General features: G+C 64.6%; 16 protein-coding genes. 7 read left to right on the top strand and 9 right to left on the bottom strand.

What is annotated here, in order from left to right; genetic code table 11:
* Positions 1–699 (top strand): aminoglycoside N(3)-acetyltransferase (locus B2P87_RS20010; protein WP_286853222.1); only part of this gene is annotated, 699 nt, incomplete at its 5' end.
* 349 nt (positions 700–1,048) lie between these two features.
* On the opposite strand, the gene B2P87_RS20005 is transcribed toward B2P87_RS20010, so the two are convergent.
* The 3 genes from B2P87_RS20005 to B2P87_RS19995 all read right to left on the bottom strand — a co-directional run bounded on the left by B2P87_RS20005 (position 1,049) and on the right by B2P87_RS19995 (position 5,235).
* A complete protein-coding gene (locus B2P87_RS20005) occupies positions 1,049–1,468 on the bottom strand; it encodes a hypothetical protein (protein ID WP_141890956.1) in 420 nt (139 codons plus the stop codon).
* A gap of 46 nt (positions 1,469–1,514) precedes the next feature.
* Complete coding sequence (locus tag B2P87_RS20000; RefSeq protein WP_141890957.1) at positions 1,515–2,612, bottom strand: AAA family ATPase; 1,098 nt, start codon at positions 2,610–2,612, stop codon at positions 1,515–1,517.
* A 325-nt stretch (positions 2,613–2,937) separates the two neighbouring features.
* Positions 2,938–5,235 (bottom strand): adenosylcobalamin-dependent ribonucleoside-diphosphate reductase, encoded by a 2,298-nt coding sequence (locus B2P87_RS19995; protein ID WP_141890958.1) that lies wholly within the window; start codon positions 5,233–5,235, stop codon positions 2,938–2,940.
* 208 nt (positions 5,236–5,443) lie between these two features.
* Between B2P87_RS19995 and B2P87_RS19990 the strand changes: the two genes are divergently transcribed.
* On the top strand, positions 5,444–5,875 hold the full coding sequence (locus tag B2P87_RS19990) for a DUF1489 family protein (protein WP_141890959.1): 432 nt from the start codon (positions 5,444–5,446) through the stop codon (positions 5,873–5,875).
* Between the two features lie 73 nt (positions 5,876–5,948).
* On the opposite strand, the gene B2P87_RS19985 is transcribed toward B2P87_RS19990, so the two are convergent.
* The 4 genes from B2P87_RS19985 to hisS form a co-directional block, all read right to left on the bottom strand.
* The gene (locus tag B2P87_RS19985) at positions 5,949–6,626 is read right to left on the bottom strand and encodes a type 1 glutamine amidotransferase domain-containing protein (protein ID WP_141890960.1); all 678 of its coding nucleotides are present in this window, start codon (positions 6,624–6,626) and stop codon (positions 5,949–5,951) included.
* Positions 6,627–6,769: 143 nt separating this feature from the next.
* A complete protein-coding gene (gene hisG, locus B2P87_RS19980) occupies positions 6,770–7,468 on the bottom strand; it encodes an ATP phosphoribosyltransferase (RefSeq protein ID WP_141890961.1) in 699 nt (232 codons plus the stop codon).
* Positions 7,465–8,553 carry an ATP phosphoribosyltransferase regulatory subunit gene (locus B2P87_RS19975; RefSeq protein WP_141890962.1) on the bottom strand — a complete coding sequence of 363 codons (1,089 nt, stop codon included), beginning with the start codon at positions 8,551–8,553 and terminating at the stop codon, positions 7,465–7,467. The genes hisG and B2P87_RS19975 overlap by 4 nt, the downstream gene beginning before the upstream one ends.
* Before the next feature lie 2 nt (positions 8,554–8,555).
* Positions 8,556–10,043 carry a histidine--tRNA ligase gene (gene hisS, locus B2P87_RS19970; protein ID WP_141890963.1) on the bottom strand — a complete coding sequence of 496 codons (1,488 nt, stop codon included), beginning with the start codon at positions 10,041–10,043 and terminating at the stop codon, positions 8,556–8,558.
* 253 nt (positions 10,044–10,296) lie between these two features.
* Between hisS and B2P87_RS19965 the strand changes: the two genes are divergently transcribed.
* On the top strand, positions 10,297–10,491 hold the full coding sequence (locus tag B2P87_RS19965) for a SlyX family protein (protein WP_141890964.1): 195 nt from the start codon (positions 10,297–10,299) through the stop codon (positions 10,489–10,491).
* A 62-nt stretch (positions 10,492–10,553) separates the two neighbouring features.
* On the opposite strand, the gene B2P87_RS19960 is transcribed toward B2P87_RS19965, so the two are convergent.
* Both B2P87_RS19960 and dnaE read right to left on the bottom strand, forming a co-directional pair.
* Positions 10,554–11,741, bottom strand: a complete 1,188-nt coding sequence (locus B2P87_RS19960) for a sensor histidine kinase (RefSeq protein ID WP_167510258.1) — start codon at positions 11,739–11,741, stop codon at positions 10,554–10,556.
* 159 nt (positions 11,742–11,900) lie between these two features.
* On the bottom strand, positions 11,901–15,413 hold the full coding sequence (gene dnaE, locus B2P87_RS19955; RefSeq protein WP_141890966.1) for a DNA polymerase III subunit alpha: 3,513 nt from the start codon (positions 15,411–15,413) through the stop codon (positions 11,901–11,903).
* A gap of 357 nt (positions 15,414–15,770) precedes the next feature.
* Between dnaE and xdhA the strand changes: the two genes are divergently transcribed.
* From xdhA to B2P87_RS19935, 4 genes are read left to right on the top strand one after another with little or no spacing between them, the layout of a single operon-like run.
* Complete coding sequence (gene xdhA / locus B2P87_RS19950; protein ID WP_141890967.1) at positions 15,771–17,168, top strand: xanthine dehydrogenase small subunit; 1,398 nt, start codon at positions 15,771–15,773, stop codon at positions 17,166–17,168.
* Entirely contained in the window at positions 17,165–19,570 is a 2,406-nt protein-coding gene (gene xdhB, locus B2P87_RS19945) for a xanthine dehydrogenase molybdopterin binding subunit (RefSeq protein ID WP_141890968.1), read from the top strand. The genes xdhA and xdhB overlap by 4 nt, the downstream gene beginning before the upstream one ends.
* Positions 19,560–20,495 (top strand): xanthine dehydrogenase accessory protein XdhC, encoded by a 936-nt coding sequence (xdhC, locus tag B2P87_RS19940; RefSeq protein ID WP_141890969.1) that lies wholly within the window; start codon positions 19,560–19,562, stop codon positions 20,493–20,495. The genes xdhB and xdhC overlap by 11 nt, the downstream gene beginning before the upstream one ends.
* The gene (locus B2P87_RS19935) at positions 20,492–22,009 is read left to right on the top strand and encodes an ABC transporter ATP-binding protein (RefSeq protein ID WP_141890970.1); all 1,518 of its coding nucleotides are present in this window, start codon (positions 20,492–20,494) and stop codon (positions 22,007–22,009) included. Before xdhC ends, B2P87_RS19935 begins: the two co-directional genes overlap by 4 nt.
* The last annotated feature ends 6 nt before the right edge of the window (positions 22,010–22,015 follow it).

The following is a 22,015-nucleotide window of genomic DNA, read 5'->3' as shown; positions in this document are numbered from 1 at the left end:
GATTTCGCGGGGGGCAGGTCACGAACAATTGTGGAAAGCCTTCTCAAAGCGGTAGGTGAAACAGGTCTTGTAGGAATGCCCGGGTTCTCTTCCGACGCCTACTTTCCTGCTGGAGTTGATCCCTCCCGCTTGACCCAAGATAAGATTGCCGAAATCGAAGACGCGGTTCCCGGTTTCGATGTAGCGAAATCCCCAACGTCTGGCATGGGTGTCATTGCGGAGACTTTCAGAACCTGGCCGGGAACCCAACGCAGCGAACACCCGGCTGTATCGATCTGCCTCAATGGCAAGAAAGCAAATGACTTTCTCAAGGAACACAGCCTCGCGTGGGCAACGGGAGAGAAAACGCCCCTTGGGAAGCTCCGTGATCGCTCTGCCATGAAGATCTTGCTGATCGGGGTCGGCTGGAACCGATGCTCGGCCCTTCACACAGCCGAGACCTTTGCACAACATAAGCGGACCAAGACGCGGCGCTTCAAGAACGGTGGCCCCAACGGATCATGGATCGAAACACCCGACGTGGCAGATGATATGAACCGGCTGTTTCCTGCAGTGGGTGAGGCGTTCGAAAAGACCGACGCTGTTTCTTTCGGGAAATTCGGAGGTGCGGATTGCAAGATATGCGATTTTCGATCTCTAGTCGATTTTGCCTCTGACTGGATTGACTGCGCCAACAAAAGAAGCGGTGATCTCAGCTAGCTGAACTGTGCTGCGCAATGGCAGCTTAGTCCCGCACTGTGTGAGCTCACCAGCTGCAAAACCTCGCAGTCGCAGCGAACGACCGTAACGGCGGGCCGCGCCGCAGCAGAAAACCTCGGCTGGCTGCGTCAACGGCCGAGTTTGCAATGGGCGCTTCCTGCGCAACGCTGACATTCCTGCTAAGCCCAGCGTCATCTGTGCTGAACCACGCCATCTCCTACGCCAAGTGGGATGTCCGAATACGGGAAGTTGGCTACCAGCCTTCACGCCTACAGCATGTCTACAAGCAGTAGGAGACACTTAAAGGCTCAGAGCATGCCACCATAAGCAATTAGGGGTGCTGCTCCTGCTAAGATCGAGACCTCAATAGCCGCACCGCGCAGGCATCGCATGTGGTTGTTAGCCAGCCGCCGAGGGATTTCTTCTGGGCCGACCGAGTACCGCAATGCTCACAGGTCTTCGCAGCTTCCATCTGGGCCTGAGCTATCCGATAGGCGGTGCGCTCGTTGCCGCCGCGCTCATAGAACCGCAACTCACCCAGTTTCTGTTTAACCTGCTGCGCCCGGAAGCGTGTCAGACCATCCTCACGTATGATGTCGGCGAGATCTGCACTAAGGCGCTCAATCAGAGGATACCAGCCCTCGCCACAGGCGAAGCCCCAAGCGAGGCTTGTCTTCTTGATGCTCCAAGGCGGAGGCCCATACACCTCGGGAAACCGCTCCATGATGCGCTGCGCTTCAACAGTGATGTAATGATTTCGGCTGGCCATATGCGGCTCCTTCCAACAAAGCTCTACGTTTAAAGAAATTGCATGTTCAATGAAGAAGCCGAGCCGCCTCCAACGCTTCCCCCCGAGTGAGCATCCGGATGACATGCCGCAGGCTCAACGGCGCTGTCTGACCAGAAATCTCCAGCACCTCGACTACGGCCTCGACAGACGCTTGTGCCAACCCGCGCCTGCCACCCTCACGGCGGGCAAAGGCTACCAGGTCAGGCACCGGGACAGGTGACAGCTTTATGACCTCCAGGCGGCTTAACAGAGGAGCTGGCAAGGTTGTTAAGGTGTTGCTGGTCAGCACCCAGCTGATCCAGGACATGTCGAACCCGACCTGATAGTAGGGGCATTGCCATGATGCCGCCGAAGATGGCTCCAAGAGGGACAGCAGTCCCTCGGCAAGTCCAAAGCTGTTCCCTTTTGTCGAAGTCGCAACTCCCGCCTTCTCCACCTCATCCACAACGACAATCGGGTTCGCGATCAGGTGCTTCAGGATCGTCATCAAAGGGCGTCCCGGCTGTGCGTTGGCCCAGCCGCGCTGGGAGCCCACGATGCCGAACGACGCCTGCTCTGCCGTCGCCTCTACGCCACAGCGGGGCACACCAAGTGCTGTGCTCAGCTGACGGGCCCACATGCTCTTGCCAATTCCCGGGGGTCCGTCCAGCAGCACCGGAGGCAAGCGAAAGCCCGAATCCCCATTGCGGACTGATCGCCGCATCGATTTCCAAAGGAGATCCGTCGCAGGTGCCATCCAGGGCATGTCGGCATGAATACCAGCGGCGATTTCATCCACTTGGTCTTCTGTCCGGATCCTGATCAGGCTCACCCCGTTGCGCAGAACCTCGAGTGCCCTTCGGTCATCGCGCTTCAGGTGGGCGAGGCCTGCAGCCGCGTCCCGCCGCTCCGCCAGCCTGATCACCCGGCGGTCTATGCGGTCCTGAACTTCGCGCTCGAAACGAACCTGCATCAAGTCTGTTTCCCACCGCAGGACGTCCTCCGGATCCTCCGGTTCCGGAGGCACAACGCCGCGCTCTGATACGCGCCGCTCTTTCAGAAACCGCTCCAGGCGCCGCCGTATTGCCCGACGTTCTTTGTCGGCATCTAGGAACTCTGCGTCGATGAATTTGATCTTGGACATAGCTGGCCCTTTCCCGGCGCACTGCGCCGTCTGGCTCCCGATTGCACAGGCTGTGCTCGGGTAAGTGAAGGAAAGAACCTGGCCAGGTTTGCACTTCAGTCCTGCTCATAACAGCGGCTTCAGTCAACAGGCTGAGCGGGCTTGTTCAGGCGAACCGGTCTCGTCAGCAGGCAAAAGGCAACCGCCCCCTATGCCATTGTTTTAAAAAGAAACCACCGGCCGCGTCGCGGCCGGTGGTCATTAAACCCGTGTCGGAATGGTCAGAAAACCCCAAAATGGGCACGTTTTCGCGGGTCATACACCGAACAACAGCACTGCTTACCCCTCACCCGCACTTCGAGTGGCCGCAGCTGCGGCAGGTCATGCAGCCTTCGACCATCTGCATGTCGTACTGGCCGCAGCTTGGGCAGGCCTTGCCGCGGGGCTGGTTCAGGTTCACCACTTGCGCCTGCGGGTCGGACTTCAGGCCCATGCCCTCGCCCTCCAGGAAACCGGTCTTGACCAGATGCGTCTCGATCACGCCGCCGATCGCGGCCAGGATCGAGGGGATGTACTTGCCCTGCACCCAGGCACCGCCGCGCGGGTCGAACACCGCTTTCAGCTCCTCGACCACAAAAGACACGTCGCCGCCGCGGCGGAACACCGCCGAGATCATCCGGGTCAGCGCCAGGGTCCAGGCATAATGCTCCATGTTCTTGGAATTGATGAAGACCTCGAACGGGCGGCGGTGGCCGTTGATGATGATGTCGTTGATGGTCAGGTAGATCGCGTGCTCAGAATCCGGCCACTTCAGCTTGTAGGTATGGCCCTCCAGCGACTGCGGGCGGTCCAGAGGCTCGGACATGTAGACGACCTCGGCCCCGTTCTCGTCGAAATCGCTCTCATGCGGCGCCTTGGCGGTCTCGCCCGGCGCGGTATCGGCGCTCTCGCTCACCGTCAGGACCGATCCGGTCACGTCATTCGGGCGGTAGGTGGTGCAGCCCTTGCAACCCTGGTCCCAGGCCTGCATGTAGACGTCCTTGAAGTCGTCGAAAGAGATGTCTTCCGGGCAGTTGATGGTCTTGGAGATCGACGAGTCGATCCATTTCTGTGCCGCCGCCTGCATCTTTACGTGGGCCGCGGGCGAAAGCGTCTGGGCGTTGACGAAGTAATCGGGCAGCTTGGCGTCGGCGCCGAACTTCTCGCGGAACATCTGAACCGCGTAGTCGACCACTTCCTCCTCGGTGCGGGAGCCGTCCTTCTGCAGCACCTTGCGGGTATAGGCATAGGCAAACACCGGCTCGATACCCGAGGACACGTTGCCTGCATAAAGCGAAATGGTGCCGGTCGGCGCGATCGAGGTCAGCAGCGCGTTGCGGATACCGTGCTCGCGGATGGCGTCGCGCACGTCCTCGTCCATGTTCAGCATGTTGCCGGAGTTCAGGTACTTCTCGGCATCAAACAGCGGGAAGGCGCCCTTTTCCTTGGCCAGGTCCACCGACGCCAGATAGGCGGCGCGGGCGATCGCGTGCAGCCATTCGTCGGTCTGACGCGCCGCCTCGTCGGAGCCGTATTCCAGCCCCAGCATCAAGAGCGCATCGGCGAGACCGGTGACCCCCAGGCCGATCCGGCGCTTGTTCCGGGCCTCCTCCGCCTGCGCGTCCAGCGGGAACTTGGACACGTCGACCACATTGTCCATCATGCGTACCGCGGTGGCGACCAGCTCCTGCATCGCGTCCTGGTCCAGATGCGCGTCTTTTTCAAACGGGCTGGCCACCAGCCGCGCCATGTTGATCGAGCCGAGCAGGCAGGCGCCGTAGGGCGGCAGCGGCTGCTCGCCGCAGGGGTTGGTGGCGCAGATGGTCTCGATGTAGTTGAGGTTGTTGGCCTTGTTGATGCGGTCGATGAAGATCACGCCCGGCTCGGCATAGTCATAGGTCGCCTGCATGATCTTGTTCCACAGGTCGCGCGCCTCGACGGTGTGATAGACCTTGCCGTCGAACTGCAGCTCCCAGGAGCCGTCAGCCTTCACCGCTTCCATGAAGGCATCGGTGACCAGCACCGACATGTTGAACATGCGCAGGCGCGCGGCGTCGGATTTGGCGGTGATGAACTGCTCGATATCCGGGTGGTCGCAGCGCATGGTCGCCATCATTGCGCCGCGGCGCGAGCCGGCAGACATGATGGTGCGGCACATCGCGTCCCACACATCCATGAACGACAAGGGACCGGAGGCATCCGCAGCCACGCCCTTCACATCGGCGCCGCGCGGCCGGATGGTCGAGAAGTCATAGCCGATGCCGCCGCCCTGCTGCATCGTCAGCGCCGCCTCTTTCAGCATGTCGAAAATGCCCGACATGCTGTCCGGGATGGTGCCCATCACAAAGCAGTTGAACAGGGTCACCTGACGCGCGGTGCCTGCGCCCGCGGTGATCCGGCCCGCGGGCAGGTATTTGAAATCCTCCAGCGCGGCATAGAATTTCTCTTCCCACGCGTCCGGCTTTTTCTCCGCCCGCGCCAGATCCCGCGCGATCCGCCGCCAGGTGTCCTCGACGGTCACGTCGATCGGCGCGCCATCGGCCTGCTTGAAACGGTACTTCATATCCCAGATCTGCTCGGCGATGGGGGCGGCAAAGCGGCTCATATGTCGGTCCTTTGAGTCGTACTTGTGTCGTGTTGGCGTCCAAGCGCCGGAAAAGCGGCTCCGGCACCGGGGATTTCCCCCGGCAGCGAATCCGCAAATTGTTAATGCTTTCTTGCAGCAAAAGCGTGGAGGAACACAATACCTTGAAGCCAGCGATCAGTAAACTACTATATACTGTCAGAACTCTGGACGACTCTGTGGGGAACCTGTGGATAAACGCGTGAATCTTGTGAAGCTTTCGGTGGGCACCGAAAGCGTCGAAAGCCTGAAGGCCTGGCAAGCGATGCGCCGCAAAGACCTGCCCGGCGGCCTGCCCCGCCATGTCACCCGCATGTGGCCCAAGCGCGAGGCCGAAATCCTGAACGGCGGCTCGATCTACTGGGTGATCAAGGGGCTGATCCAATGCCGTCAGCGCATCCTGCGGCTCGATGAGGTGACGGGCGAGGACGGCATCCGCCGCTGCGCCATCGTGCTGGATCCGGAGATCCACCGCACCCATACGGCGCAAAAACGCCCGTTCCAGGGCTGGCGCTACCTGAAGCCCGAAGAATCGCCCGCTGACCTGCCCGCAGGCAAAAGCCAGGAAGAGCCGCTGCCGCCGGAGCTGTCGCAGGCGCTGGCCGAAATCGGCGTGATCTGAGCCCCCTGCCCCGGTCCTGGCGGCAGCCGCCAGGGCAGACGGCGCCCCGCCTGCCCCGCAGCCCCGGCCGGGATTACTTCAGCAAGGCCAGCAGTTCCTTGGCGGCCGCTTCCGAGGAGGCCGGGTTCTGGCCGGTGACCAGCTTGCCGTCGACTTCGACGTAAGAGGCCCAGTCATCGCCCTTGCGGTAATCGGCGCCTTTGTCCTTCAGCATGTCTTCGACCAGGAAGGGCACCACATCCGTCAGGCCCACACCCTCTTCCTCGCCATTGGTGAAGCCGGTCACGCGGCGGCCCTTGACCAGCGGTTCGCCATCGCTGCCTTTGACGTGGCGGAAAACACCCGGCGCGTGGCAGACGGCCCCGATAGGCCGGTCCGCGGCGGCAAAGCTTTCCAGCAGTTTGCGGCTGTCCGCACTCTCGGCCAGATCCCACAGCGGGCCGTGGCCGCCGGGATAAAAGACCGCATCGAACTGACCCGCATCGACACCGGACAGTTTCACCGTATTGGCAAGCGCTTTCTGGGCGGCATCATCCTGCTTGAACCGCCGGGTGGCATCGGTCTGGGCGTCCTCAGAGTCCGATTTCGGGTCCAGCGGCGGCTGGCCGCCTGCGGGCGAGGCCAGGGTGACCTCGGCGCCGGCATCGCGCAGCACGTAATAGGGCGCGGCGAATTCCTCCAGCCAGAAACCGGTTTTCTCCCCGGTGTCCCCCAGCTGATCGTGCGACGTCAAAACCATTAGTATCTTCATAGCCTGTCCTTTCAGTTGGAGTGTACCCCACCCCAGCTAAGGCCGGCGCCGCGGATTTAAACCCGGGCGCCGGAGAAAGGCATCACGCTATGATCACGGTTTCTTGAGCGTATGGCACTGGCGGTGAAGTCAGGCCGCCGCGCTCAGACGCGCTTTTCCAGGAAATCCAGCAGCGTATTCAGCGCCGCCTTGTCCTGTGCCGCGTATTTCGCCACCCGGCTGCGCCACAGGGTCGCCTGCGACTTCAGCACCAGGCCGTCGCTCAGCAGCTTCAGGTGGTTGGCCCGCAGCGTCTCGCCGGTGGAGGTGATATCGGCCACCATCTCGGCGGTTTCGTTCTTCACCGTGCCCTCGGTTGCGCCCTGGCTGTCGACCAGCTGGTAATCCGCCACCCCGGCATCGGTCAGGAACTCCCGCACCAGCCGGTGGTACTTGGTGGCGATCCGCAGCCGGTGGCCATGCTGCGCCCGGAACGCCGAGGCAACCGCGTCCAGATCATCCAGCGTGTCCACGTCGATCCAGAACTGCGGCACCGCCAGCACCAGGTCGGCATGGCCGAACCCCAGCTCCGCCAGCTCCTCGACCTGCTGTTCGAACCGCGGCAGCTTCTCCTGCACCAGATCGGTGCCGGTAACGCCCAGGTGAATGCGCCCCGCCGCCAGCTCGCGCGGGATCTCCCCCGCCGACAGCAGCACCAGCTCCATGTTCGACACGCCCTCGACCGCGCCGGCATATTCCCGGTCGGAGCCGGTACGCGACAGCGTCACGCCGCGCTTGGCAAACCAGTCGAACGTCTTTTCCATCAGCCGCCCCTTGGACGGCACCCCCAGCTTCAAGGTCATGCGCGGGACTCCTCCAGCTGCAGCATCAGGTCCGGGCGCAGAACGCCGCCCACTGCCGGGATCTCCGCGCCGTCGCCCAGCTGCCGGGTCAGAGCGTCATAGCGCCCGCCGCTGGCCACCGGCGGCAGATCCGGCCGCGCCTCGGCGTAGAAGCCAAAGACAAACCCGTCGTAATACTCCATCGAGGTGCGCCCGTAGGAGGCCTCGAAGTCCAGGTTCTCCACATCCACGCCGCGCGCCTTCATCGCTGCGGTGCGCGCATCCAGCCGGTCCAGCGCCTGGCTGATCTGCGGCAGGTCCACGGCAATGTCGTGCATCTGCTCCAGCGCATAAGGCACCGTTTCCCGCACCGCCATCAGCGCCTCCAGCGCCAGCAGCTCATGCTCGGCAATCGGCGGCGCCTTGGCATCCTCGCGCAGCGCCTCGACCCGCGCCTGCACTTCCGCCGCGCGGCGCTTGCCCAGCTCCACCGCGGAGCCGGTCAGATCGCCCTCGGTCGACAGCAGTTTTCTTCGGCTTTCCGGCACCGGGGCACGGCCCGCAAACCGGTCCAGCAAGGAGCGGAACCGGCGCGGCCGCCAGATGTGCCGCATCAGCGCCGCCTTGCGCTTCTCCGTGGTGTTGAGGCCCTGCACGGCGGCCATCAGAATGCCGATGTCGCCGGTCGCCGCCCGCAAGGGCAACCCGCGCACCTGCAGCGCAAACAGCGAAAACACCTCGGCATCCGCCGCCGCCGCATCGTTGCGCTCGAACACCTCATAGCCGACCTGCAGATATTCGTTGGGCCGGTCCGGAAAATGCTCCTGCCGGCGGAACACCTCGCCCGAATAGGTATAGCGCGCAGGCTCCGCCCCGTGGCGCATATGCGCCTCCACCACCGGCACGGTGAAGTCCGGGCGCAGCATCTGCTCGCCGCGCAGGGCGTCGGTGGTCACATAGGCGCGGGCACGGATGTCCTCGCCATAAAGATCCAGCAAAGTGCCGGCGGGCTGCAGCAATGGCGTGTCCACCACCTGCGCGCCAGCAGCCTCGAAGCGGACCCGCAGCTGGGCCGCGCGGGCCTGAATGTCAGAACGGAGCGTCATGATCAGCCCTGCCCGTCCAGGATTTCACGCACCTTGGCCACCAGTTCGCTGCGCGGCACCTCAAACTGGCTCGGGCGTTCCTTCCACTCTTCCAGGGTGGCGCTTTCGGCGATCTTGGCGCCCAGGATCAGGTCCTTGATCTGCACAACGCCATTGGCCTTCTCGTCGCCGCCTTCGATCACCGCGACCGGCGAATTCCGCTTGTCCGCATATTTCAGCTGGTTGCCGAAGTTCTTGGGGTTGCCCAGATAGACCTCGGCGCGGATGCCCGCATTGCGCAGCTCCGCCACCATCGCCTGGTAATCCGCCATCCGGTCACGGTCCATCACGGTGACCACAACGGGGCCTGTGGCCTCCGCCGTCAGCCGCCCCTTGGCGTGCAGCGCCGCCAGCAGACGGTCAACACCGACCGAGACCCCCACCGCAGGCACTTCCTGCCCGGTGAAGCGCTTGACCAGCCCGTCATAGCGCCCGCCGCCCGAGACCGAGCCGAACTGCCGCTTGCGGCCCTTCTCGTCGAGGATCTCGAAGGTCAGCTCCGCCTCGAACACCGGCCCGGTGTAATAGCCCAGCCCGCGCACCACCGAGGGGTCGATCTCGATCCGGTCCTTGCCGTAGCCGCCCGCGGCCAGCAGCTCGCCGATCTGCTCCAGCTCGGCAATGCCCTCCTGGCCGATCTTGCTGTCGCCCACCGCCGCGCGCAGGTTGGCGATGGTGCCCGCCGCCTCCGCCGCCTTGGAGGTCAGGAACGCCAGCACCGGCGCCGCCTGATCGTCCGACAGGCCAACGCCGTCGATGAAGGCACCGGAAGCATCCAGGCGGCCCTTGGTCAGCAATTCGCGTACACCCGCTTCGCCCACCTTGTCGAACTTGTCGATGGTGCGCAGCACGTCGTCGCGCTTGGCATCGCCGTCACCCAGGCCCATCGCCTCCAGCACGCCGTTCAGCACCTTGCGGTTATTGACCCGCACCAGGTAATCGCCGCGTGGAATGCCGACGGTCTCCAGCGTGTCGGACAGCATCGCGCAGATCTCCGCGTCAGCCGCCATCGAGGCGCTGCCCACGGTATCCGCATCGCACTGGTAGAACTGGCGGAACCGGCCCGGCCCCGGCTTCTCATTGCGCCAGACCGGCCCCATCGCATAGCGGCGGTAGGGCGTCGGCAGGTCGTTGCGGTGCTGCGCGTAAACCCGCGCCAAGGGCGCCGTCAGGTCATAGCGCAGCGCCATCCAGTCGCCGTTGCCGTCGTCCTCGGTCTCCTGCCAGGCAAACACGCCTTCGTTCGGGCGGTCCACATCGGGCAGGAATTTGCCCAGCGCCTCAACGGTTTCCACCGCCGAGGACTCCAGCGCCTCGAACCCGTAATGATGATACACACCCGCGATGGCCCGCAGCATCTCGCTGCGCTGGGTCACCTCCGCACCGAAATAGTCACGGAACCCCTTCGGCGTCTGCGCCTTGGGGCGGGGCTGTTTCTTCACTTTGGCCATCTGAGGCCTCCTCACGGGTAGCGGTTTCACTCGCCCGGCGGTCTAGCGGAAGCGGGCCGCAACAGCAAGACGAAGGCGGCGGAGGCAACGCCGCAGTTCATCGTTGAGACATAAGGGCTGCGCCGCCCCGTGGGGGGCGGATCATGCCGGAGGCATGCTTTCAGCATGACGCAGCCCGGCCTCGCGGCGGGGCGGTCCTTTGCTTTTCAACTCCGCTCCTTTAAGAGCAGCTTCAGAACCCAGGAGACACCTCATGCAGCATCTGGAAGAGCAAATCGCCCACCTGACCCGCAGCGTGGAGGAGATGAGCGATGTGATCGCCCGCCAGCAGCAGGAGATCGACGTGCTGACCCGCCGCGTCGCCATGCTGATGCAGCGCGAGGCCGAACGCCAGCAGGACGGCGGCGGCGGCGTGGTCTTCGCTGACGAACGCCCGCCGCATTACTGACGCCTGCCGCAAACGGCGGAAGAATTTTGGAATAAAATCGCTGCCCGGAGCGCCTGGCAGGCCTAGGCCAAGCCAAAGCCCTGTGCCGTCAGGCGCGTGGCAAGCTGCACGTTCTCGGCCTGGCTCTCCCCTTCGGCTAGGGCCGACAGCGGAACGTCCAGCTCATAGATCAGCTTGCCGCCCTCCACCGTCCGGCTGGCCTCCCCCTGCAGCATGGATGGCACGATCTGGGTCAGCAGCCGGGTGCCGAACCCGGTTCTTCCGGTGCCGTTCACCGGCATGCCCGGTTCATGGCAAAGATCCTCTTCCCACCGCAGCCGCAGGCGGTTCTGCGCGCCATCCTCCCCGCGGACAGACCAGGACACCCGGATGCGCGCATCCTCGCCGTCGGCCGCGCCGTACTTTTGCGCATTGGTCGCCAGCTCGTGCAGCGCCAGGCTGATCTGCTGCGCCGCTTCCGAACCGGTCGTCACCTCGGGACCGCTGACCGTCATCCTGTCGCCGAAGCTCAGCAGCACCGGCTCCAGCTGCGCCCGGACCACGCTTCCCAGATCCGCCGAGGCGCCGGAGGGCTCCTGCATGACGGTCTGGGTGGCAGAGGCCAGCGCGTTCAGACGCCCGGTGAAGGTGCTGACGAAGTCGGTCACGTCCGATACGCCGCGCGCGCTTTGCCGCGCCATCGACGACACCACCGCAATCATATTGTGGCTCCGGTGCACCGCTTCCCGCGCCGTCACCGCCAGTTTGGCATTGACGTCCCGCAGTTCGGCGGTGCGTTTCTCGACCAGGATTTCCAGCTCATCCCGGGCCTGCCGCAGCACGTCAAGGGTCTCCTCATGCGCGGCCACTTCCTCCAGCAGCCTGCCGTTGACATGCTCCAGTTCGCGGCGGCTCGGTATCGCGACAAGCACCGGAACCAGCTTGAACAACACCACCGCGGTGGTTGCCGAGACCAGCGCGGTGGCCAGCTTCAGCAGGCCTTGCGCCGGATAGGCCGGCCACCAAAGCGTCAGGATGGACACCGCATGGGTCAGGCCGCACAGAAGAATGAAGGAGGCAAACAGCAGCACCAGCCCGCGGTGTTTCAAGTCCTTGCGCTGCCGCAAAACCTTAAACAGGGCCAAGGGGATGGCAAAGTAGGCGAGGAAGATCAGAAGGTCAGAGCCGGCCCAAAGGATCAGCAGCCAGGGTTCCCAAAGCAGGCACATGCCGTGCGGCATGTACTCCCCGAAATCCAACAATGTTTGCACTGCGGCACTCTCCAGTCCTATGGCGGAACCGATGTCGGCCTGAACCATCTGAATATGCAACGCGGTCAGCGCGGCATAAGTTGCTAATTTTATTTCACGCGCAAGGCCGCACGGCAGCCGCAGCCCTCCCGCCGGAGGCACCGGGCGCCTCGCGCAGCCTCAAATCTCCTCTACATCCATCACGCCGTCCAGCGATTTCAGCGCCCCCTTGATCTGCGGATTGATCGGGAACGCCTGGCCCAGATCCATCTCCACGTCACCGGGCAGGCCGGGGTCCTGCAGGTACATGTAGACCTCGCCGCGCGATGCGTTGCGGGCCGCCGCCTTGGCATCCTCCAGCACCTGCGCCACGGTTCCGACGGCGCCGGCATCGCTCAGATACACCCGCAGCGAACTGCGCCCGGCATCTGCAATGGCGCTGTCCACCGGCCCGACAGAGCGCACCAGCAGTTTCAGCTGGTCGCTCTCCATCGTCGCCTCGGCGGTGATCACCACCTTGGCGCCGGTCTCCAGGAACTCGCGGGACTTCTCCAGCACCTCGGAGAACAGCGTCACCTCATAGGCGCCCGAAGGGTCGCTGAGCTGGGCAAACGCAAAGCGGTTGCCGCGGGCTGACTTCCGCTCCTGCCGCCCGGCCACGACACCGGCCATCTTGGCCATGAAGGGCCCGCGCTCGGCCTTGGCGGTGACCTCGTCCAGCGTCATCACCTTCTTGCGTTTCAGCGCCGGCATATAATCGTCCAACGGATGGCCCGACAGGTAGAAGCCAATCGCCTTGAACTCCTCGCTCAGCCGCTCGGCCGGCAGCCAGTCCGGCACATTGGGCAGCCGCGGCTCCGGCAGGTCCTCGCCCGCCTCGCCGAACAGCGACACCTGGTTCGAGTTCCGCTGGTCATGCACCGCGGCGGAGTAATCGACCAGCGCGCCAAGGCTCTCAAACACCCGGCGGCGGTTGGAATCGAGCTGGTCAAAGGCCCCCGCCCTTGCCAGCATCTCCAGGGGCCGCTTGCCGACCTTCTTGAGATTCACCCGGCGGGCAAAGTCGAAGACATTGACAAAGGGCCTGTCATATCCGCCCTCCTTGCGCGCCTCGGTCACCAGCCGCATCACGTCCAAACCGACGTTCTTCAGCGCGCCCAGCGCATAGACCAGTTCGCCGTTCACCACGTTGAAGGTCGCCAGCGAGCGGTTGACGCAGGGCGGCACGTATTTCAGCCCCAGCCCCTTCTTCACTTCCTCGAAGTAGATCGCCAGCTTGTCGGTCAGATGGATATCGCAGTTCATGACGCCCGCCATGAACTCCACCGGGTGGTTCGCCTTGAGCCAGCCGGTCTGATAGCTCACCACCGCATAGGCCGCCGCGTGCGATTTGTTGAAACCGTAGTTGGCGAATTTCTCCAGAAGGTCGAACACCTCCGAGGCCTTCTTGGCGGGAACCCCGTTTTCCGCCGCGCCCTTTTCGAACTTCGGGCGCTCGGCGTCCATCGCCTCCTTGATCTTCTTACCCATCGCCCGGCGCAACAGGTCCGCACCGCCCAGCGTGTAGTTCGCCATCACCTGGGCGATCTGCATCACCTGTTCCTGATAGACGATGATGCCTTGGGTTTCCTCCAGAATGTGGTCGATCAGCGGGTGGACAGAGGTGATCTCGCGCTGGCCGTTCTTCACCTCGCAATAGACCGGGATGTTTTCCATCGGGCCGGGACGGTACAGCGCCACCAGCGCCACGATGTCCTCGATACAGGTGGGCTTCATGCGCTTCAGCGCATCCATCATGCCGGTGGATTCCACCTGGAACACCGCCACCGTCTTGGCGCGGGAATACAGGTCGTAGGTGACCTTGTCATCCAACGGAATGGCGTTGATCTGGTTCTCCGCCCCCTCCGGCGGCTCATAAAGCTGGGTGCCATCGGCGGCGATATGCAGGTCGCGCCCCGACTGGAAGATCAGATCCATCGCGTTCTGAATGACGGTCAGGGTCTTGAGGCCGAGGAAGTCGAACTTCACCAGCCCCGCCTGCTCCACCCATTTCATATTGAACTGGGTCGCAGGCATGTCGGACCGCGGATCGCGGTAAAGCGGCACCAGCGCATCCAGCGGCCGGTCGCCGATCACCACGCCCGCCGCGTGAGTACCGGCAGAGCGCAAGAGCCCCTCCACCTGCTGGCCATAGGTCAGCAGCCGGTCCACCACCGGCTCATTGCGGGCTTCCTCGCTCAGCCGCGGCTCTTCCTTCAGCGCGTCGGCGATGGACATCGGCTTCACGCCCTCGACCGGGATCAGCTTCGACAGCCGGTCCACCTGGCCATAGGGCATCTGCAGAACCCGCCCCATGTCGCGCACCGCCGCCTTGGACAGAAGCGCGCCAAAGGTGATGATCTGCCCGACTTTATCTCTGCCGTATTTCTCCTGCACGTATTTGATCACCTCTTCCCGGCGGTCCATGCAGAAGTCGATGTCGAAGTCAGGCATCGACACCCGTTCCGGGTTCAAGAAGCGTTCGAACAGCAGTGAATACCGCAGCGGATCAAGGTCGGTAATCGTCAGCGCATAGGCCACCAAAGAGCCCGCACCGGACCCCCGCCCCGGCCCCACCGGAATGTCGTGGTCCTTGGCCCACTGGATAAAGTCGGCAACGATCAGGAAGTAGCCGGGAAACCCCATGCCCTCGATGATGCCCAGCTCGAAGTCGAGCCGCGCCTGGTATTCCTCGACGCTCACCGCGTGCGGGATCACCGCCAGACGCTGCTGCAGGCCCTCGTTGGCGATGCGGCGCAGCTCGGCCACCTCGTCATCGGCGAACTTCGGCAGGATCGGGTCGCGCCTATAGGCCATGAAGGCGCAGCGCTTGGCGATCTCCACCGTGTTCTCAATCGCCTCGGGCAGGTCGGCAAACAGCGCAACCATTTCCTCCTGGCTTTTGAAGTAATGCTGCGCGGTCAGCCGCCGCCGCGGCTCCACCTGGTCGACATAGGCGCCCTCCGCGATGCAGATCATCGCGTCATGCGCCTCGAACATCTCCGTGCTGGGGAAATAGACGTCATTGGTGGCGACCAGCGGCAGGCCCATGGCATAGGCCATTTCCACATGGCCGCGCTCTGTCTGTTTCTCCGCCTCCGGCTGGCCGTGCTCACCCGGATGGCGCTGCAGTTCCACATACAAACGGTCCGGGAAGATTGCCTTCAGCCGCTGCATCAACGCTTCCGCCGCCGGGCGCTGGCCCATCTGCAACAGCCGCCCAACCGGCCCGTCCGGCCCGCCGCTCAGGCAGATCACGCCTTCGGAATGGCTCTCCAGCTCCTCCAGCGTCACATGCGGCAGCTCGCCCCCCTGCCGCAGATACAGGCAAGAGTTCAGCTTCATCAGATGCTCATACCCGGCCTCGCTCTGGGCCAGCAGCACCAGCGGCGCGGGCGGCTTGGGCCTTTCGCCGGGCGCCGGCTCGGTGAACCGCAGATCGACCTGGCAGCCGATGATCGGCTGCACCCCGGCGCCGCTCGCCGACACCGAAAACTCCAGCGCCGAGAACAGGTTGTTGGTGTCGGTCACCGCAATCGCGGGCATGCCGTGCGTCTTGCACAGGTCCGGCAGCTTCTTCAGCCGCACGGCCCCCTCCAGCAGAGAGTATTCGGTATGGGTGCGCAGATGAATGAATCGGGGAGAGCTTGTCATGCCGCCACGCTATCGTATTGCCGCAGCGGGGTGAACGGGCGAACTGCACGGCCCGTCTCCCGGAATAGTGGAACGGTCCGCGGATATTTTCAGGATTTTTTTGAAGCTGTTTCGCGCCCCAGCCGCGCCCTGCGCAAAGATACGGCTAAAAAGCATAAATAATAACAGCATAGCCCTGAATGCCGCAACTTTATTGCGCCGCAGAATACTGCAGTGCGGCAGCGGTTTTCCTTGCTTTGACAAGGGGATGCTCCCTAGGCTGGAACCAGCAAGCAACAAACAGCCCGCCGCGCCTTCTACGCCGCATCGAAGGGTGGCACATCGGGTCAACGGGGTAACGCGGCGGGTCTCGGGAAGATGGCACTCACCTTTCGTCTGAACGGTGAAACGGTCCGCATCACGGACGCAAGCCCAACAGTGACGCTGCTGGACTGGCTGCGCGAGGAACAGGGCCTCACCGGCACCAAGGAGGGCTGCAACGAAGGCGATTGCGGCGCCTGCACTGTCATGGTCACCGATTCACGCGGATCGAAGGCCCTGAACGCCTGCATCCTGTTCCTGCCGCAGCTGCAGGGCAAGTCGGTGCGCACTGTCGAGGGCGCCTCAGGCCCGGACGGCAGCCTGCACCCCGTGCAGCAGGCGATGGTCGATCACCACGGCAGCCAATGCGGCTTCTGCACCCCCGGTTTCATCATGTCGATGGTCACGGCCCATGCCAACGGCGCCACGGATTTTGACGACCAGCTGGCGGGCAACCTGTGCCGCTGCACCGGCTACGCCCCGATCATCCGCGCTGCCGAGGCGGCCAAGGATGCCCCGGTCCCGGACTGGATCGCACAGGAAGGGTCCTTCATCTGGCCGGAAATATCCCGGGGGGAGGCCGCAGGCCGGGGGGCAGCGCCCCCTATGCTGCCGGGTTCCGCCGATGAACTGGCTGACCTTTTTGAACGCCGCCCCGACGCCACCCTGGTCGCAGGCGCCACCGACGTCGGCCTCTGGGTCACCAAGCAGCTCCGCCACCTGCCGCAGATGATCTTCCTCGGCGGCTGCGATGACCTCAAGGGGATCGAGGTCACGGACAGCACCGTCCGCATCAAAGCCATGGCAGACATGAACGATCTGCGCACAGCGATGGAGCCGCTGCACCCGTCCTTTGCCGAAATGCTGCGCCGCTTTGCCTCCCAGCAGATCCGCGCCGCCGCCACCGTGGGCGGCAATATCGCCAACGGCTCCCCCATCGGCGACACCCCGCCCGCGCTGATCGCCCTCGGCGCCACCCTGCACCTGCGCAAGGGGGACAGCCGCCGCGAATTGCCGCTGGAGGACTTCTTCCTCGACTACGGCAGGCAGGACCGTGGCCCGGGTGAGTTCGTCGAGGCCGTCAGCTTCCCGCGCCAGCCCGATGCGCTCAAGGTCTACAAGCTGTCGAAACGCTTCGACCAGGACATCTCCGCCGTGCTCGGCGCCTTCAACATGACCGTGATGAACGGCAAGATCTCCGCCGCCCGCATCGCCTTTGGCGGCATGGCGGGCATCCCGAAACGCGCCGCAAACGTCGAAGCGGCCCTGACCGGACAGCCCTGGAATGAGGCCACAATCCAGGCCGCCGCGGCGGCCTTCGACCAGGATTTCACCCCGATGACCGACATGCGCGCCTCTGCCGGATACCGGCTGGAGACCGCGCGCAATATGCTGCTCCGCTATTTCGCCGACCTGAACGGCCAGCCGGTCTCGGTGCTGGAGGTGCGGCCATGAGTGTTTCCAAACCCCTCCCCCATGACTCCGCCCGGCTGCATGTGACCGGCGCCGCCCGTTATGTCGACGACATCCCCTCGCCTGCCGGCACGCTGCATCTGGCCTTCGGCCTCTCCCCCATTGCCCGCGGCCATGTCGCGGCCATGGACCTCAGCGGCGTGCAGCAAAGCCCCGGCGTCGTGGCAGTGCTGACCGCCAAGGGGCTGCCCTTTGCCAATGACGTCTCCCCCTCGATCCACGACGAGCCGCTGCTGGCGGCCGGCACCGTCAATTATGTCGGCCAGCCGGTATTCCTGGTGGTGGCCGACAGCCACCTCAATGCCCGCATCGCCGCCCGCAAGGGCAAGGTGGATTACAAGGAAGAACCTGCCCTCCTGACCCTCGACGCCGCACTCGCCGCCGACAGCCGGTTCGAGGAAGGCCCGCGCATCTATCACAAGGGCGACGCCGCCAAAGCCATTGATGCCGCCCCGCACAGGGTCGAGGGCAGGTTCGAGCTGGGCGGCCAGGAGCATTTCTACCTCGAAGGCCAGGCGGCCTTAGCGCTGCCGCAGGAGGATGGCGGCATGCACGTCCATTCCTCCACCCAGCACCCGACCGAGATCCAGCACAAGGTGGCGGAGGCGATCGGACTGCCGATGCACGCCGTCCGGGTTGAGACCCGCCGCATGGGCGGCGGCTTTGGCGGCAAGGAAAGCCAGGGCAACGCCTTGGCCGTCGCCTGCGCCGTTGCCGCCCGGCTGACCGGCAAGCCCTGCAAGATGCGCTATGACCGCGACGACGACATGGTGATCACCGGCAAGCGCCACGCTTTCCGCATCTCCTACCGCGCCGGGTTTGACGGTGATGGCCGCCTGCAGGGTGTCGAGTTCCTGCACCTGGTGGACTGCGGCTGGGCGCAGGACCTGTCTCTGCCGGTTGCCGACCGCGCCATGCTGCACGCCGACAATGCCTATCTGATCCCGAATGTCCGCATCGAAAGCCATCGCCTGCGCACCAACCGGCAAAGCGCCACCGCCTACCGCGGCTTTGGCGGCCCGCAAGGGATGGTGGGGATCGAACGGGTGATGGACCACATCGCCCATGATCTGGGGCTGGACCCGGCAGAACTGCGGCAGCGCAATTACTACGCGCCCATGCAGACCCCGGAAGCCCCCGCCGGCGAAGCGCAGGACACCTCCGGCCAGCCGCTGGACCCGGACGCCGACCTCGCCTCCCGCGGCGCACCGGTGCAGCCCGCCAAAACCAGCCCGCCGCCCAAGGATGTGCAAACCACGCCCTACCACATGCCGGTCGAGGATTATATCCTGCACGATCTGACCGCTCAGCTGCTGAAATCCTCGGATTATGCGGCGCGCAAGGCGGCGATTGCCAAGTGGAACGAGGGCCAGACCCATCTGAAACGCGGCATCGCGTTCTCGCCGGTGAAGTTCGGGATTTCCTTTACCCTCACCCACCTCAACCAGGCGGGCGCGCTGGTGCATGTCTACCAGGACGGCTCGGTGCATCTGAACCATGGCGGCACTGAGATGGGCCAGGGACTGTTCCAGAAGGTGGCGCAGGTCGCCGCCAGCCGGTTCGGCATCCCGCTGGACAAGGTGAAGATCACCGCCAGCGACACCGCCAAGGTGCCCAACACTTCAGCCACCGCGGCCTCCTCCGGCTCCGACCTCAATGGGATGGCGGTGAAGGCCGCCTGCGACACCTTGCGCGCCCGCATGGCCGAACATCTGGCGCTGCAGCATCAGGCCAGCCCCGGCGACGTGGTGTTTGAAAACGGCATGGTGCGCATCGGCCAGGATGAGATGACATTCGAGAAGGCCGCAATGGCCTGCTACCAGGGCCGCGTCAGCCTGTCGGCCACCGGCTTCTACAAGACCCCCAAGGTCGAATGGGACCGGATCAAGGGCCAGGGCCGCCCGTTCTACTACTTTGCCTATGGCGCCGCGGTGACAGAAGTGGCAGTGGATGCTATGACCGGCGAGAACCGCATCCTGAGGGCCGACATCCTGCATGACGCCGGCGCCTCGCTGAACCCGGGCATCGACATCGGCCAGATCGAGGGCGGATACGTCCAGGGCGCAGGCTGGCTGACGACCGAGGAACTGGTCTGGGACGATGCGGGCCGCCTGCGCACCCATGCGCCCTCCACCTACAAGATCCCCGCCTGTTCCGACCGGCCGGATGTGTTCAACGTGAATCTTTTCGACGGCCAGAACCGGGAAGACACCATCTACCGATCCAAGGCGGTGGGGGAGCCGCCGTTCATGCTGGGCATCTCCGCCTGGCTGGCGCTCAGCGATGCGGTCGCGGCCTTTGGCACCGCCTACCCGGCGCTGAACGCCCCCGCCACGGCAGAGGAAGTCTGGCGCGCGGTCCGGAGAGTGCGCGATGGGATTTGACGTTGAGGAGCTGCGCCGGGCGGTTGCCGCGCATGGCCGCGTGGTGCGGGTGGTGATTGCCGCCATCCGCGGTTCCTCCCCGCGCGAGGCGGGCACCGCGATGCTGGTCTGGGAGACCGGCCAGTCCGGCACCATCGGCGGCGGCACCCTGGAATATGAGGCAGCAGAGGCGGCCCGCCGGCAAGCGGCCCCGAAACAGATCAGCACCCACGCGCTGGGGCCGGATCTGGGTCAGTGCTGCGGTGGTGCGGTCACGCTCTTCAGCGAGGTTTACGAGGCCGCAGACCTGAACACGCTGGACAGCCACGTCATCGCCCGCCCGGCCAGCCCGGCACTGATGCCGGTCGCGGTGAAGCGGCTCCTCGCCGGCGCCCGCGGCCAGGGCCAGGCACCGGCGCCGCAGCTGGTCGAGGGCTGGATGATCGAGCCGGTGCACCAGCCCCAATTGCCGGTCTGGATCTGGGGCGCGGGCCATGTCGGTCGGGCGCTGGTCAATGTGCTGGCGCCGCTGCCGGACCTGCAGATCACCTGGGCGGACACCGCCGCCGAGCGGTTCCCGGCAGAGATCCCCGCCGGCGTCACCGCGATTCCGGCAGCTGACGTTGCGCTCCTGGTTCGCCATGCGCCTGAAAACGCTGCGCATTTGGTGCTGACCTATTCCCATGCGCTGGATCTGGCGCTATGCCACGCGCTGTTGAGTCATGGCTTTGCCTTTGCCGGGCTGATCGGCTCCAAAACCAAATGGGCGCGGTTCCGCTCGCGTCTTGCCGCCTTGGGGCACGCCCCCGGGGCAATCGCAAGGATCACCTGCCCGATCGGCGATCCGGAACTTGGAAAACATCCGCAGATGATTGCGGTCGGTGTTGCGGCGCAACTGCTGCGGCATGGAAAAGAAGACGAACAGAGAGAGGACCGGCGCGCGTGAGTGTACCACTGTTGAGCCTGCAAGGCCTGACCAAGGCCTACCCCGGGGTTGTGGCCAATGACACCGTTTCCTTTGACATCGGCGAGGGCGAGGTGCATGCCCTGCTCGGCGAAAACGGCGCCGGCAAGTCGACGCTGGTCAAGATGATCTACGGGCTGGTGAAACCGGACAGCGGCAAGATGCTGTTGCGCGGCCAGCCCTATGAACCGGCCGAGCCGCGCCAGGCGCGCGCCGACGGCATCGCCATGGTGTTCCAGCACTTCTCGCTGTTTGACGCGCTGAACGTGGCCGAGAACATCGCGCTTGGCATGGAGAATCCGCCAGAGATGCGCGACCTCGCCGCCCGCATCCGCGAAGTGTCGGAAACCTACGGGCTGCCGCTCGACCCCTTCCGCACCGTCGGCGACCTGTCCGCGGGCGAGCGCCAGCGGGTCGAGATCATCCGCTGCCTGCTGCAGGACCCGAAACTGCTGATCATGGATGAGCCGACCTCGGTCCTCACCCCGCAGGAGGTGGAGATCCTGTTCAAGACCCTGCAGAAACTGCGCTCCGAGGGGACTTCGATCCTCTATATCTCGCACAAGCTGGAGGAAATCCGCACCCTCTGCGACCACGCCACCATCCTGCGGCTGGGCAAGAACGTGGGCGAATGCACCCCCTCAGAGACCTCCGCCCGCGACATGGCGGAAATGATGGTCGGCAGCACCCTGTTGACACCTCAGCGCGGGGCGCGCGAGTTTGGCGATGTGGCGATGGACATCACCGGCCTGTCGGTGCCGGCCCCCTCTGCCTTTGGCACCGCGCTCAAGAACGTGCATCTGACCGTGCGCAAGGGCGAGATTCTCGGCATCGGCGGCGTTGCCGGCAACGGCCAGGACGAACTGCTGGGCGTGCTGTCCGGCGAAACTCTGACCGAGGCGGACGCGGTGAAGCTGCACGGGCAGCCGATCGGCAAGCTCGGCCCCACCGCCCGGCGCAAGCTCGGCGTGCTGGCCGCACCCGAAGAACGCCTCGGCCACGCTGCCGCGCCGGATATGAGCCTTACGGAAAACGCCATGCTCACCGGGTCGGTGCGCGAGGGGCTGGAGAAGAACGGCTTCCTCGACTGGGGCAAGACCAAGGACTTCGCCGAGCGCATCATCAAGGCGTTTGACGTGCGCACCCCCGGTCCCGGCAATGCGGCGCGGTCGCTTTCTGGCGGCAACCTGCAGAAGTTCGTGATCGGGCGGGAGGTGCTGCAGGACCCGGACGTGCTGGTGGTGAACCAGCCGACCTGGGGCGTCGATGCCGCCGCTGCCGCCGCCATCCGCCAGTCGCTGCTGGATCTGGCCGCCAAGGGCGCCGCGGTGATCTGCATCAGCCAGGACCTGGATGAGCTGATGGAAATCTCCGACAGCTTTGCCGCCCTGAACGAGGGCCGCCTCAGCGCCCCGCGCGAAGCCGCAGGGCTGACGGTGGACGAAATCGGCCTGATGATGGGCGGCGCCCACGGCATGGAGGTGGCGCATGTCTGACCTTCG

This window comes from Leisingera sp. UBA4491 (assembly GCF_002388965.1).
Lineage (GTDB): Bacteria > Pseudomonadota > Alphaproteobacteria > Rhodobacterales > Rhodobacteraceae > Leisingera > Leisingera aquaemixtae.
This window is presented reverse-complemented; position numbering and strand designations above follow the sequence as displayed.

Coding starts and splice junctions, on each gene's coding strand:
- B2P87_RS19995 (WP_141890958.1), bottom strand. CDS start 5,235: ATGAGCCGCTTTGCCGCCCCCATCGCCGAGCAGATCTGGGATATGAAG.
- xdhB (WP_141890968.1), top strand. CDS start 17,165: ATGAGTGTTTCCAAACCCCTCCCCCATGACTCCGCCCGGCTGCATGTG.
- hisG (WP_141890961.1), bottom strand. CDS start 7,468: ATGACCTTGAAGCTGGGGGTGCCGTCCAAGGGGCGGCTGATGGAAAAG.
- B2P87_RS20000 (WP_141890957.1), bottom strand. CDS start 2,612: ATGTCCAAGATCAAATTCATCGACGCAGAGTTCCTAGATGCCGACAAA.
- xdhC (WP_141890969.1), top strand. CDS start 19,560: ATGGGATTTGACGTTGAGGAGCTGCGCCGGGCGGTTGCCGCGCATGGC.
- B2P87_RS19965 (WP_141890964.1), top strand. CDS start 10,297: ATGCAGCATCTGGAAGAGCAAATCGCCCACCTGACCCGCAGCGTGGAG.
- B2P87_RS20005 (WP_141890956.1), bottom strand. CDS start 1,468: ATGGCCAGCCGAAATCATTACATCACTGTTGAAGCGCAGCGCATCATG.
- xdhA (WP_141890967.1), top strand. CDS start 15,771: ATGGCACTCACCTTTCGTCTGAACGGTGAAACGGTCCGCATCACGGAC.
- B2P87_RS19985 (WP_141890960.1), bottom strand. CDS start 6,626: ATGAAGATACTAATGGTTTTGACGTCGCACGATCAGCTGGGGGACACC.
- B2P87_RS19975 (WP_141890962.1), bottom strand. CDS start 8,553: ATGACGCTCCGTTCTGACATTCAGGCCCGCGCGGCCCAGCTGCGGGTC.
- dnaE (WP_141890966.1), bottom strand. CDS start 15,413: ATGACAAGCTCTCCCCGATTCATTCATCTGCGCACCCATACCGAATAC.
- hisS (WP_141890963.1), bottom strand. CDS start 10,043: ATGGCCAAAGTGAAGAAACAGCCCCGCCCCAAGGCGCAGACGCCGAAG.